Below are 13,462 nucleotides of genomic sequence, written 5' to 3' on the forward strand. Positions count from 1 at the left end.
TGCAGCAACTTTGCGCACTGGTAAGCTTTCCTCATCGTCAACGTAGAAAGACCGTCTCATGAGCACACGCCGCATCGCCCATCCCCTCGCCCGCCCTCTGCTGCTCAGCAGCCTGATCGCCACCACCGTCATTCCCGCCTTCGCCCAGCAAGCCGTCGCCGACGGTGAACTGCAGTCCGTGGTCGTGACCGGCACCTATGCCAAGAACCGCCGCACCATCGACTCCGAATCGCCGGTCGATGTCATTGGCGCGAAAGACCTGCAGGCCAGCGGCTCGACCGAACTGGCCACCGTGCTGGGCCGCCTGCTGCCGTCGATGAACTTCCCGCGTCCGTCCGGCGCCGACGCCAGCGACGCGGTGCGTCCGGCGCAACTGCGCGGCCTGTCGCCGGACCAGACGCTGGTGCTGGTCAACGGCAAGCGCCGCCACACCTCGGCGGTGGTCAACGTCAACGGCACCCAGGGCCGCGGCTCGGCGCCGGTGGACCTGAACGCGATCCCGCTGGCCGCCATCGACCACATCGAGGTGCTGCGCGACGGCGCGGCGGCCCAGTACGGCTCGGACGCGATTGCCGGCGTGATCAACATCATCCTGAAAAAAGGCGCGGCCGGCGGCGAGGCCGAAGTGGGCTGGGGCGAGTACCAGAAGCGCGACGGCAAGGCGCTCACCGTGCGCGGCTCGACCGGCTTCAACCTGGGCGACCAGGGCTGGGTGCGCGTGGCGCTGGAAGCGTCCGACCGCGATCCGACCAACCGCGCCGGTGCCGACCTGCGCAATCCGGCCGAGCCGCGCTACGGCAAGGTCAACCAGCGCTTCGGCGATCCCGAGACCCGTCCGCGCACCGTGTTCGTCAACAGCCAGTACCACGTCAACGACGATATCGACTGGTACGCCTTCGCCAACTACGGCCAGCGCAACACCTCGGCCGCCGCCACCTGGCGCACCGCGCTGGTCGGCACGGCGCAGCGCACGCCGCTGTATCCGGAAGGCTTCCTGCCGCTGGAGAACAGCGAGTCGACCGACGCCTCGCTGGTCACCGGCCTGCGCGGCGAGGCGGGCGGATGGCGCTGGGACGCCAGCCTGAACTACGGCAGCAACGAGTTCCAGCTGGACCTGGACCACACCGTCAACCAATCGCTGGGCGCGGCCAGCCCGACCCACTTCTACGCCGGCAAGCTGAAGAACACGCAGCAGCTGTTCAACTTCGACGTGGCCAAGGAATATCCGGTGGCGGCCTTCAGCGGCCCGCTGACGGTGGCGCTGGGCGTCGAGGCGCGGCACGAGAAATACGAGATCGGCGCCGGCGACGAGGCATCCTACATCGGCAGCGGCGCGCAGGGCTTCTCCGGCTTCCGCCCGATTAACGCCGGCAGCAACAGCCGCCACAACGAATCGATCTACGCCAACCTGGAAGCGGAAATCACCAAGCAGTTCTCCGCCTCGGGCGCGCTGCGGCATGAACGCTACAGCGATTTCGGCAGCACCACCTCGGCCAAGGGCTCGGCGCGCTACGCGTTCACGCCGGACTTCTCGCTGCGCGGCACGGCCTCGTCCGGCTTCCGCGCACCATCGCTGGCGCAGCAGTTCTACACCATCACCACCACCAACTTCTCGGTGGTGAACGGCGTGAACACACCGATCGAGACCGGCACCTTCGCGGTCGGCAGCGCCGCCGCCTCGGCGCTGGGCGCGACCCCGCTGAAGGCCGAGAAAGCCCGCAACTACAGTCTCGGCGTGCAGTTCGCGGCCACCCGCAACTGGAACACCACGGTTGACGCCTACCGCATCGACATCGACGACCGCATCGCGCTGTCGGCCAACATGACCTTGTCGCCGGCGCTGCAGGCGGCGCTGGCCAAGCAGTCCATCCTGGTCGGCGCCGGCCGCTACTTCACCAACGCCATCGACACCCGCACCACCGGCGTCGACGTGGTCAGCACCTACCGCTGGGACACCAAGGCCGGCCGCTACGACTTCACCGCGGCCTACAACCACAACAAGAGCTCGCTGGAGCACGTCAACGACAACCCGGCCATCCTGACCGCCAACGGTCTGACGCTGATCGACCGCCAGACCATCAACCGCATCACGGTCGGCTCGCCGAAGGACAAGTTCAGCCTGGCCACCGACTGGTCGCTGGGCGACTGGGGCGCGCGCGGCGTGGTCACGCGCTACGGCAGCTTCACCGTGCCGCAGAATAATCCTGCGCTGGATCAAGTCTACGATCCGCAATGGGTGCTGGACCTGTCGGGCAGCGTCAAGCTCAACAAGAACTGGCGCCTGAGCGCGGGCATCGACAACGTGACCAACCGTTATCCGGACCAGGTCACGTCGGCAGGCAACCTCAACAACAACGGCATCAATCCGTACAGCGGCTTCGCGCCGAACGGCTTCAACGGCCGCTACTACTACGCCAAGGCCGGCTACAGCTGGTAATCAAGGGCGGCGGCGCGTGTCAGCGGGTGACCCGCTGCGCCACGCGCCTGCCGCCCACGCCCCTCCCCGGCTCAATCATTCGGCGCACAGGGGAGGCGCCGCCATGTGGCACCCACCCCGTCCCGTTCAGCCTCCCAGCCGGTCGCCAGATCAGCCAGCACCAGCAAGCCGGGATCGCGTTCCAGCAAGTGAGCCAGGCCGACCACATGGCCATCCTCGAAATGATCGATCTCGCCGCAGAGGAATTGCCAGTCGCCGTCGGCGTGCGAAACCAGCTTCACCGGACGCTCCTCGCGAAACACATGCGGGCAGACAAATGCTGGCGTGTGGGAGTGTTTATCGAAATCCGCCATATTCCTTCCTTTTGCAATGCCTTGCTTATGCCGTCACCAGCGACCGCGCCCGCGAGGCGACCTGCGGCTGCCCGGCCAGCTTGAACACGCTGACCGCCTGCGCCAGCAAGTCCGCCTGGTCGCGCATGCTCTGCGCGGCCGCGGCGGCCTCCTCCACCAGCGCCGCGTTCTGCTGCGTCACATCGTCGATCGAGACGATGGCTTGATTGACCTGCTCTATCCCCGTGCTCTGCTCGCTGCTGGCGGCGCTGATCTCCGTCATGATGGCGGCCACCTGCTTGACCGCCTTGACGATGCCGTCCATCGTCACGCCGGCCTGGTCGACCAGCAGCGATCCCGCATCGACCGTCTGCACCGAGCGCGCGATCAGCTCCTTGATCTCCTTGGCGGCGCTGGCCGAACGCTGCGCCAGCGTCCGTACCTCCGACGCCACCACCGCGAAGCCGCGTCCCTGCTCCCCGGCGCGCGCCGCTTCCACCGCCGCGTTCAGGGCCAGGATATTGGTCTGGAAGGCGATGCCGTCGATCACGCTGATGATGTCGACAATTTTGCCGGAGCTTTCCTTGATCGCGCCCATCGTGGTCACGACCTCGCCCACCACCTGCCCGCCCTTGGTCGCGAAGTCCGACGCCGCCACCACCAGCTTGGTGGCCTGGCGCGCGTTCTCGGCGTTCTGCGTCACGGTCGAAGTCAACTCCTCCATCGACGACGCCGTCTCCTCCAGGCTCGACGCCTGCTGCTCGGTGCGGCTCGACAGGTCCAGGTTGCCGCTGGCGATCTGGTTGGACGCGGTGGCGATGGTGTCCGTGCCCGAGCGCACCTGTCCCACCGTGCGCGCCAGGCTGTCGTTCATGTCGATCAGCGCGCGCAGCAGCATGCCGGTTTCATCGGTGGTGTCGCATTCCATGCGCATGGTCAGGTCGCCGCCGGCCACCGCCTGCGCCATGCCGACGGCGCGGTTCAGCGGCTGGGTGATGCTGCGCGTGATCCAGTACAGCACCCACGACGCCAGCGCGGTCGCGACCACCGTCAGCAGCACCATCATGTTGCGCGAGCCGGTATAGGATTGCTGCGCCACGGCGCTGGCGTCCTCGACCGCCGCGTTCTGGAATTTGACCAACTCGGTGAGCGCGTTCAGGTAGGCGGTTTGCTCCTTGCGCACCGCGGTCAGCAGATAGCGGACCGACTCTTCGCGCTTGCTGCCGTCGGCCGACATCTTGAGGAAGGTGGCCTGCACCACCGTGTATTTGTCGCGCGCTTCCAGCACCGCTTGCAACTTGGCCTTGCTCCGCGGGTCTTCATCGTCGGCGATCAGCTCGGCCAGCTTGTCGAGGCGGCCGGCGTTGTCGGCCTTGCGCTGCTCCACCCGCGCCAGCTCCGCCTTGACGACCTCGGGGTCCCCGGACAGCATGGCGTTGCGCATGGCGCGCGCCACGTCGTTGAGACCGCCTATCGTCTCGTAAGCCAGTATGACCTTGGGTATCTTGTCGGCCGCGAGATCCTGGGTGTTGTTATTCAGCTTGCCAAGATTGCCGATGCCGATCACCGAAATGCCGACCATGAACACCATCGACACGCCCAGCCCGGCAGCGAGCCGGGCCCCTATCTTCCAATTACCGATACCCATTTACGTGCTCCCCAGAGTAAGACCAACGGACTTGAATTCTTGGTTGCTGCAAACTAGTTGTGAGTTTTAGTATAGGGCCCATCAGCCATGCCTGATGGAAAAAAATAGCAAACTGTCAGCTGGCCACCACAGCCGCGCAGCGGCCGCCGGATCAGGACAACTCCCCGCCATTCAAGGCTGCGTCGATATCGGCGCGGGTCAGGTCGGGTGCGAACTCCTGGATAAAATGGTAGGCGTAGGAACGCAGATAAGCGCCGCGCCGCACCGCCAGCCGCGTGGTGTTTTGCGCAAACAGATGCGAGGCCTCCACCGCGCGCATGCCCTTGTCGCGCCCGTGGTCGAAAGCCATCGAGGCCACGATGCCCACGCCCAGCCCCAGCGCCACATACTGCTTGATGACGTCCGAGTCCATGGCCGTCAGCACGATGTCGGGCTTGACACCGGCGCGTTCGAACGCCGCGTCGATGTGGCCGCGCCCGGTGAAGCCGATGTCGTAGGTGATCAGCGGGAACTCGGCCAAGTCCTCCAGCCGGATCGGCGAGCGCGCCAGCAGCGGATGGCCGTCCGGCACCACGATCAAATGGCTCCAGCGGTAGCAAGGGAAAGACACGAGGTCCGGGAATTGCGACAAGCCCTCGGTGGCGATGCCGATGTCGGTCTTGCCGGACAAGATCCATTCGGCGATATGCTCGGGCGCGCTTTGCTGCAGCGCGATGCGCACATCCGGATACGCGGCGCGGAAGCCCTGCACCACCTTCGGCAGCGCATAGCGCGCCTGCGTGTGGGTCGCCGCCACGCTCAGGGTGCCGCTCTGCTGGCCGGTGTATTCGAGGCTGGCCTGCTGCAAATTCTCGGCCTCGATCAGCAGGCGCTCGATGATCTTCAGGATGCCCTTGCCCGGCTCGGTCATGCCGGTCAGGCGCTTGCCGTTACGCTCGAAGATCACCACGCCCAGCTCGTCCTCCAGCTCGCGGATCTGGCGGCTGACGCCGGGCTGCGAGGTGAACAGCGCGTTGGCCACCTCGGTCAGGTTGTAGCCGCGGCGGGCGGCTTCGCGAATGGATCGCAGTTGTTGGAAATTCATATCGCCACTCCAGCGTCGACAAACACATGCAGGCGCTTGGGACGCACCACCAGGGTTTCGCCTTCCTTCAATTGCAGGTGGCTGTATCGTTCATTCGACATCACCGCCTCGATCAATTCGGCGGTATCGCTGCGCTCCAGGTCCAGCTGGGCCAGCGGGCCGATCGCATGCGCGCGGCGCAGCTTGACCACGATGCCTTCCGCGCCCGGCGTGTAGCGGTCGATCTCCAGGTCGTGCGGCCGCACATAGGCCGTGCCCTTGCCGTCGGCCTGCGGCTGGCCCGGCACGGCGAAGGAAGCGTCGCCGCTGGCCAGCACGCCATCCTGCACGCGGCCGTGGAACATGTTCACGTTGCCGAGGAAGCCGTACACGAACGGCGAGGCCGGATGGTTGTAGACCTGGTCCGGCGCGCCGATCTGCTCGACGTTCCCCTTGTTCATCAAAACCACCTGGTCGGCCACCTCCAGCGCCTCCTCCTGGTCGTGCGTGACGAAGATCGACGTCACATGCAGCTCGTCATGCAGGCGGCGCAGCCAGCGGCGCAGTTCCTTGCGCACCTTGGCGTCCAGCGCGCCGAACGGCTCGTCCAGCAGCAGCACGCGCGGCTCCACCGCCAGCGCGCGCGCCAAGGCGATGCGCTGGCGCTGCCCGCCCGACAGCTGCGGCGGATAGCGGTCGGCCAGCCAGTCCAGCTGCACCAGCTCCAGCAGTTCCTTGACCTTGCGGCGGATCTGGTCTTCCGACGGCCGCTCGCCGCGCGGCTTGACGCGCAGGCCGAAGGCGACGTTCTCGAACACGGTCATGTGCTTGAACAGCGCGTAGTGCTGGAACACGAAGCCGACCTGGCGCTCGCGCACATGGCGGTGCGAGGCGTCGCGGTCGTCGAGCAGCACGCGGCCCGAATCGGGATGCTCCAGCCCGGCGATGATGCGCAGCAGCGTGGTCTTGCCGCAGCCGGACGGGCCCAGCAGCGCGGTCAGCTCGCCCTGCGGAAAATCCAGCGACACATTGTTGAGGGCGACGAAATCGCCAAAGCGTTTATTGATGTTGATTACTTCGATGGTCATGGCATTACTCCGTGGGACGCGCGTCGTCGGCGATGGATTCGTTCAGGCGCCAGGCGATAAAGGATTTCAGGGCCAGCGTCACCAGCGCCAGCAGGGCCAGCAGCGAGGCCACGGCAAAGGCGGCGGCAAAGTTGTATTCGTTGTAGAGGATCTCGACCTGCAGCGGCACGGTGTTGGTCTCGCCGCGGATATGGCCGGACACCACCGACACCGCGCCGAACTCGCCCATCGCGCGGGCGTTACACAGGATCACGCCGTACAGCAGGCCCCACTTGATGTTAGGCAGCGTGACGCGGCGGAACGTATCCCAGCCGGACGCGCCCAGCACGATGGCGGCCTCCTCCTCCTCGCTGCCCTGCGCCTGCATCAACGGGATCAGCTCGCGCGCGACAAACGGGAAGGTGACGAAGATGGTGGCCAGCACGATGCCCGGCACCGCGAACAGGATCTTGATGTCGTGCGCCTGCAGCCACGGGCCGAACCAGCCCTGCGCGCCGAACAGCAGCACATAGATCAGGCCGGAGATCACCGGCGACACCGAGAACGGCAGGTCGATCAGCGTCAGCAGGATGCTCTTGCCGCGGAACTCGAACTTGGCGATGCACCACGAGGCCGCCACGCCAAACACCAGGTTCAGCGGCACGGCGATGGCCGCCGTAATCAGCGTCAGCTTGATGGCCGAGATCGCATCGTCCTCGACGATGGCGGCCGCGTACGCTTCCCAGCCCTTGCGGAAGGCCTCGACAAACACCGCCACCAGCGGCACGAACAGGAACAGCGTCAAAAAGGTCAGCGCGACGGCGACCAGCACGATGCGCACCCACCAGGGCTCCAGGGTATGCGGCGCGCTACGGCGCGTGCTTGTGGTTGGAATGCCGCTCATTATTTCCCCGACTTTCCGCGAGCCCAGGCTTGCAACAGGTTGATGGTCAACAGCATGGCGAAGGACACCACCAGCATCACCACGGCGATCGCGGTGGCGCCCGCGTAGTCGTACTGCTCCAGCTTGGTGATGATGAACAGCGGCGTGATTTCCGACACCATCGGCATATTGCCCGCGATGAAAATGACCGAGCCATACTCGCCGGTGGCGCGCGCGAAGGCCAGCGCGAAGCCGGTCATCAGCGACGGCAGGATGGTCGGGAACACCACACGGGTAAAGGTCTGCAGCGCGTTGGCGCCCAGGCTGGCGGCGGCCTCTTCCAGTTCGCGCTCGGCGTCCTCCAGCACCGGCTGCACGGTGCGCACCACAAACGGCAAACCGATGAAGGTCAGCGCGACCACCACGCCAACCGGCGTGAACGCCACCTTGAAACCCAGCGTGCCTTCAAGGAAGCGGCCGAACCAGCCGTTGGCCGAATACAGCGCGGTCAGCGTGATGCCGGCCACGGCGGTGGGCAGCGCGAACGGCAGGTCGACCAGCGCGTCGATGATGCGCTTGCCGGGAAACTCGTAGCGCACCAGCACCCAGGCAACGATGCCGCCAAACACCACGTTGACCAAGGCGCCCAGCAGCGAGGCGCCAAAGGTCAGCTTGTAGGAAGCAATCACGCGCGCCGATGTCACCGCGCTCCAGAAGCCGTCCCAGCTGAGGGTGAAGGTCTTCAGGAACACGGCCGACAGCGGGATCAGCACGATCAGCGTCAGGTAGAAAATGGTGAAGCCCAGCGACAGCCGGAACCCCGGCATGACGCGGAACGGCGCGCCCCGGGCGGCGGCTGGCGCCGTGGCGGGCGCAGCGAGAACTGCAGACATGTATGCTCCCTTATTACAAATTCTTCTATAAGGGCTGCATAATCTCATCCAGGCTTCATATTACAAACGAAGCATTTTTCATTTGGTTAGACGCTAAAGCTATATGGATTTCAGGACACCAGCTTGGCCGCCACCGCGACCAGGGTGAAGGCCAGCAGGCCGCGCAGCAGGCGCTCCGGCACGGCGCGGGCGGCGTAGGAACCGATGGTGATGCCGGGCAGCGAGCCGACGAGCAAGGTCAGCAGCAAGCTCCAGTTGATCGAGCCCAGCCACCAGTGGCCGATGGCGGCGATGGCCGTCAGCGGCACGGCGTAGGCGATGTCGGTGCCGGCCACCTCGGCGGCGCTCAGGCGCGGATACAGCATCACCAGCAGTGTCGCGCCAATGGCGCCGGCGCCGATGGAGGAGATCGTCACCAGCGTGCCCAGCACGGCGCCCGCAATGATGGTGGCGATGGTCAGCGCACTGCCCTGCAGCTGGCGCGACGGCTCGGCCATGATCCAGGCCAGCATCTTGCGCTTGAACATCAAGGCGACCACGGTCAGCATCACCGAGCCGGCGATCATGTAGCGGATCACCAGGCCGATTTCCTGGTTAAGCGTACCGAAATGTTTGAGGGCCAGGCTGGCCACCAGGGCGGCAGGCAAGGCGCCGAGACAGAGGCGGCGCACGATTTCCCAGTGCACCGTGCCGCGCATGCGGTGGGTGAAGGTGCCGACGCCCTTGGTCAGCGAGGCGAACGCCAGGTCGGTACCGACCGCGACCGCCGGCGATACGCCAAACAACAGCGTCAAAAGCGGCGTCATCAGCGAACCGCCGCCCACGCCGGTCATGCCGACCAGCAGGCCGACAGCGAAACCAGATGCGACAAAGGACAAATCCATGCAAATCCCCAAGAGTAGATCGCAGAGTACCTACTCTAAGGGAATATCCAAACAACGCAATCCTTATTTGCTTATACGCATTTTCTCAACGTGGCATTATTTGTTCGGTTGAGGAGTGACTCGCAAATAAGGACGCACCGCGGTAAAGCCCTTGGGATACTTCTGTTTCAGCACGTCCGGGTCTTGCACGGTCAGCGGAATGATGACGTCGTCGCCGTCTTTCCAGTTGCCTGGCGTGGCCACGGTGTAACCATCGGTCAATTGCAAAGCGTCGATTACACGCAACACTTCGTCAAAATTGCGGCCGGTGCTCATCGGGTAGGTCAGGCTCAGGCGCACCTTCTTGGCCGGGTCGATCACGAACAGCGTGCGCACGGTGGCCGTGGCCGAGGCGTTCGGATGGATCATGTCGTACAGCGTGGAGACTTTACGGTCCGCGTCGGCGATGATGGGGAAGCCCACCACGGTGTCCTGGGTTTGCTCGATGTCCGAGATCCACGCCGTGTGCGATTCGGCCGGGTCGACCGACAGCGCGATGGCCTTGACGTTGCGCTTGTCGAATTCCGGTTTCAGCTTGGCGGTCAGGCCCAGCTCGGTCGTGCAGACCGGCGTGAAGTCGGCCGGGTGCGAGAACAGCACCACCCAGGAATTGCCTGCCCACTCGTGGAAATGCAGCTTGCCGATGGAAGAGTCTTGTTCAAAATCAGGGGCGCTATCGCCCAGTCGTATCGTCATAATCAGCTCCGTAAGGAAATGAGAGGTTCAGGTGGACGTGAAGGCACTATTCTGCGCCTTTTCTGCTAAAAAATACAACGTTTCAAGGCCTTCCGTCCGGCTTACCTGGGCTGGTAGATCTGGTCGAACAGGCCGCCGTCGGCGAAGTGCACCTTCTGCGCCCTGGTCCAGTCGCCGGCCACGTCGGACAGCCTGAACAGCTTCACGCCCGGGAACTGGGCGGCATATTTCTTCGCCTCCTTTTCCACGGCCGGACGGTAGTAATTCCTGGCGATGATTTCCTGCGCCTCATCGGTGTACAGGAAATTCAGGTAGGCCTCGGCCACCTTGCGGGTGCCGCGCTTGTCGACCACCTTGTCGACCACGGCCACCGGCGGCTCGGCCAGGATCGACACCGACGGCGCGACGATGTCGAACTTGGCCGGGCCCAGTTCCTTGACCGCCAGCAGCGCCTCGTTTTCCCAGGCGATCAGCACGTCGCCGATGCCGCGCTCGACAAAGGTGGTGGTGGCGCCGCGCGCGCCGGAATCCAGCACCGGCACGTTTTTGTACAGCTTGCTCAGGAAGTCCTTGGCCGACGCTTCGCTGCCGCCCGGCAGGCGCAGCGCGTAGCCGTAGGCCGCCAGGTGGTTCCAGCGGGCGCCGCCGGAGGTTTTCGGATTCGGGGTGATGACGGCGACGCCGGGCTTGACCAGGTCGCTCCAGTCCCTGATGCCCTTGGGATTGCCCTTGCGCACCAGGAACACGATGGTCGAGGTGTACGGCGTGCTGTTGTGCGGCAGCCTTTTCTGCCAGTCCGGCGCCAGCAGCTTGCGCTCGGCGATGGCGTCGATGTCGTAGGCCAGCGCCAGCGACACCACGTCCGCCTCCAGGCCGTCGATCACGGCGCGGCCCTGCTTGCCGGAGCCGCCGTGCGATTGCTTAATTTTCAGCACGTCGCCGGTCTTGGCTTTCCACTCCTTGGCAAAGGCGGTGTTGACCTCCTGGTACAGCTCGCGCGTCGGGTCGTAGGAGACGTTGAGCAAGGAGACTTCGGCCGCCAAGGCTGGTGCGATGGCGGTGACGGCAAGAACTGCAGCAGCAAGTATTTTTTTGGACAGCATCTGATTCCCCTGGTAATGAAGGTCTTCAGATTAAGACTGTCCTTTATAAATGAGAACTAAGCTTTTAGCAGTTCAATATACTTAAAGTTTATATGCGTTCAATAAAAACGGTTGAACAGCACCACGCCCCAGGCGCCAGCGGCCAGCAGGCAGGTCAACAAGACGGCGGCGCTGCCGAAGTCCTTGGCGTTCTTGGACAGCGGATGGCGCTCCAACGATACCCGGTCCACCACTGCCTCGATGGACGAATTGATCAGTTCCACGATCAAAATCAGCATCAATACACCAATCAACATCAATTTTTCAAATGCCGAGATGCGCAGGATCAGCGCAATGAGGGTGCCGACCACGAACACGCTCACCTCTTGGCGGAACGCATGTTCATGCCGCCAGGCCGATTTAAAGCCGTCCACGGAGTATAAAAAGGCTGAAAAGATACGTTTCAGGCCGCTCTTGCTCTTGAATTCGCTCACTGGTTCCATGAATAAGCCACAAATTGAGAATGTATCATTATGCATCAATTCCCATTTTTTTCACATTATGGTATAAAGTATCTATCGCATACTGCACCGCACCAACCACATCATGAAAATCGAAACCGTTCCTGAGCAAAAGACCACTATCCAGGTGATCGAGCGCATGGTGGCGCTACTCGATGCGCTGGCCAAATATCCCGACCCCGTTAGCCTGAAGGAATTATCCAAGGTTTCCGGGCTACACCCCTCCACCGCCCACCGCATCCTCAACGATATGGTGCTCACGCGCTTTGTCGACCGCATCGAACCGGGCACCTACCGGCTGGGCATGCGGCTGCTGGAACTGGGCAATGTGGTCAAGAGCCGGCTGTCGGTGCGCGAGGCCGCGCTGGATTTCATGCGTGCACTGCACAAAAAAACCCAGCAGACCATCAACCTGTCGGTCCGCCAAGGCGACGAGATCGTCTACATCGACCGCGCCTTCTCGGAACGTTCGGGCATGCAGGTGGTGCGCGCCATCGGTGGCCGCGGCCCGCTGCACCTGACCTCGACCGGCAAGCTGTTCCTGTCGGTGGACGAGCCGAAAGCCATCCGCGCCTATGCCACGCGCACCGGCTTGGCCGGCCACAACAAGAATTCGATCACGGATCTGGTCAAGCTCGAACGCGAGCTGAACCTGGTGAAATCGCGCGGCTACGCGCGCGACAATGAGGAACTGGAGCTGGGGGTGCGCTGCATGGCCGCCGGCATCCACGACGACAGCGGCAAGCTGATTGCCGGCCTGTCGATCTCAGCGCCCGCCGACCGCCTGCAGGACGAGTGGCTGGAAGACCTGGTGGCGACCGCCAACCAGATTTCCGCCACGCTCGGTTACATTCCGGTCGAGTAAGCCGCCGGTGCGCTGAGGCCGGCCGGTTTCAGCGCCTCCAGCCATTTGCGCATGCGGCCGGCATCGGCGGTGCGCGACTGCTTGCCCTTGGAATCGAGGAACACCATGATCACCGAACGGCCTTCGATCACCGCCTGCATCATCAGGCAGCGCCCCGCTTCGTTGATGAAGCCGGTTTTCTGCAAGCCGATCGCCCAGTCCGGGCTGGCCACCAGGTGGTTGGTGGTGCCGAACTGCATCGGCCGGCCGTTGGTTTCCACCATGGCCTTGGCGTCGGTCGAGTACTGGCGCAGGATGGGCTGCTGATACGCCGCCATCGCCAGCTTGGCCAGGTCGCGCGCGCTGGCCACGTTCATTTTCGACAGGCCGCTGGAATCGACGTAGTGCGTGTCGACCATGCCCAGTTCGCGCGCCTTGGCGTTCATCGCCTCGACAAACGCGGGCTTGCCGCCCGGATAGTTACGGCCCAATGCCGAGGAGGCGCGGTTTTCCGAGCTCATCAGGGCGATGTGCAGCATGTCGGCGCGGCTCAGCTGGGTGCCGACCTTCAGGCGCGAGCTGCTGAACTTTTCACGGTCGACGTCCTCGTCGGTGATGGTCAGGATCTCGTCCATGTTCTGCTTGGCTTCGACCACGATCAGGCCGGTCATCATCTTGGTGATCGAGGCGATCGGCAGGGCGACGTTGGAATTCTTTTCAAACAGCACTTCGGAATTGGCCTGGTCCAGCACCAGCGCCACGTTGGACTTGAGGTCCAGCGGGTCGTGCGTCATGTTCAGGCCGGCGAGGTCGCCCATGGTCGGCACCGGCGGCGCGGCAACGATCATGCGCTGGTACACCACCTTGCGGCGGCCATGGACCATGACCACGCGCTTGACCACGCGCTCGCCCGGCTCGGCTGCGGCCACGCGCACCGGCCCGCGGGCCTTGACCTTCTTCAGGTGGTGTTTTTTCGGAGCAGCGCCATCGGCCGCCTGGGCGGCTGTCGCGGTGAGCGCCGTGGAAGCGAACATCAGCGAAATGAGCACACTCAAAGCTAGTTTAGACATTCA

General features: G+C 64.1%; 13 protein-coding genes. 2 read left to right on the plus strand and 11 right to left on the minus strand.

Translation table 11 applies throughout. The annotated features are described in order from the left end of the window. The first annotated feature begins 58 nt into the window (after positions 1 to 58). Positions 59 to 2,437, plus strand: coding sequence for a TonB-dependent receptor plug domain-containing protein (locus GTP90_RS07080; RefSeq protein ID WP_161082832.1), 2,379 nt, complete (start codon positions 59 to 61; stop codon positions 2,435 to 2,437). 71 nt (positions 2,438 to 2,508) lie between these two features. On the opposite strand, the gene GTP90_RS07085 is transcribed toward GTP90_RS07080, so the two are convergent. The 10 genes from GTP90_RS07085 to GTP90_RS07130 form a co-directional block, all read right to left on the minus strand. Then, the gene (locus tag GTP90_RS07085) at positions 2,509 to 2,790 is read right to left on the minus strand and encodes a hypothetical protein (protein ID WP_161082833.1); all 282 of its coding nucleotides are present in this window, start codon (positions 2,788 to 2,790) and stop codon (positions 2,509 to 2,511) included. Between the two features lie 25 nt (positions 2,791 to 2,815). Next, positions 2,816 to 4,417 carry a methyl-accepting chemotaxis protein gene (locus GTP90_RS07090; protein ID WP_161082834.1) on the minus strand — a complete coding sequence of 534 codons (1,602 nt, stop codon included), beginning with the start codon at positions 4,415 to 4,417 and terminating at the stop codon, positions 2,816 to 2,818. Between the two features lie 151 nt (positions 4,418 to 4,568). Next, positions 4,569 to 5,501 (minus strand): CysB family HTH-type transcriptional regulator, encoded by a 933-nt coding sequence (locus GTP90_RS07095; RefSeq protein WP_161082835.1) that lies wholly within the window; start codon positions 5,499 to 5,501, stop codon positions 4,569 to 4,571. Beyond that, a complete protein-coding gene (locus tag GTP90_RS07100) occupies positions 5,498 to 6,568 on the minus strand; it encodes a sulfate/molybdate ABC transporter ATP-binding protein (RefSeq protein ID WP_161082836.1) in 1,071 nt (356 codons plus the stop codon). Before GTP90_RS07100 ends, GTP90_RS07095 begins: the two co-directional genes overlap by 4 nt. A gap of 4 nt (positions 6,569 to 6,572) precedes the next feature. Then, complete coding sequence (gene cysW / locus GTP90_RS07105) at positions 6,573 to 7,451, minus strand: sulfate ABC transporter permease subunit CysW (protein WP_161082837.1); 879 nt, start codon at positions 7,449 to 7,451, stop codon at positions 6,573 to 6,575. Next, a complete protein-coding gene (gene cysT, locus GTP90_RS07110; protein WP_371875030.1) occupies positions 7,451 to 8,257 on the minus strand; it encodes a sulfate ABC transporter permease subunit CysT in 807 nt (268 codons plus the stop codon). Before cysT ends, cysW begins: the two co-directional genes overlap by 1 nt. A 176-nt stretch (positions 8,258 to 8,433) precedes the next feature. Continuing rightward, positions 8,434 to 9,207, minus strand: a complete 774-nt coding sequence (locus GTP90_RS07115) for a sulfite exporter TauE/SafE family protein (protein ID WP_161082839.1) — start codon at positions 9,205 to 9,207, stop codon at positions 8,434 to 8,436. Between the two features lie 96 nt (positions 9,208 to 9,303). Beyond that, on the minus strand, positions 9,304 to 9,942 hold the full coding sequence (locus GTP90_RS07120) for a peroxiredoxin (protein ID WP_161082840.1): 639 nt from the start codon (positions 9,940 to 9,942) through the stop codon (positions 9,304 to 9,306). Between the two features lie 101 nt (positions 9,943 to 10,043). Next, a complete protein-coding gene (locus GTP90_RS07125) occupies positions 10,044 to 11,045 on the minus strand; it encodes a sulfate ABC transporter substrate-binding protein (protein ID WP_161082841.1) in 1,002 nt (333 codons plus the stop codon). 98 nt (positions 11,046 to 11,143) lie between these two features. Further along, entirely contained in the window at positions 11,144 to 11,527 is a 384-nt protein-coding gene (locus GTP90_RS07130) for a diacylglycerol kinase (protein WP_161082870.1), read from the minus strand. A gap of 103 nt (positions 11,528 to 11,630) precedes the next feature. Between GTP90_RS07130 and GTP90_RS07135 the strand changes: the two genes are divergently transcribed. Then, entirely contained in the window at positions 11,631 to 12,410 is a 780-nt protein-coding gene (locus tag GTP90_RS07135) for an IclR family transcriptional regulator (protein ID WP_117011714.1), read from the plus strand. Here GTP90_RS07135 and pbpG read toward each other — a convergent pair. Then, the gene (gene pbpG, locus GTP90_RS07140) at positions 12,392 to 13,459 is read right to left on the minus strand and encodes a D-alanyl-D-alanine endopeptidase (RefSeq protein ID WP_161082842.1); all 1,068 of its coding nucleotides are present in this window, start codon (positions 13,457 to 13,459) and stop codon (positions 12,392 to 12,394) included. The genes GTP90_RS07135 and pbpG overlap by 19 nt on opposite strands. Positions 13,460 to 13,462 lie beyond the last annotated feature (3 nt).

Origin of the sequence: Duganella vulcania (genome assembly GCF_009857655.1) — a bacterium.
In the GTDB taxonomy this organism is placed as follows: domain Bacteria; phylum Pseudomonadota; class Gammaproteobacteria; order Burkholderiales; family Burkholderiaceae_D; genus Rugamonas; species Rugamonas vulcania.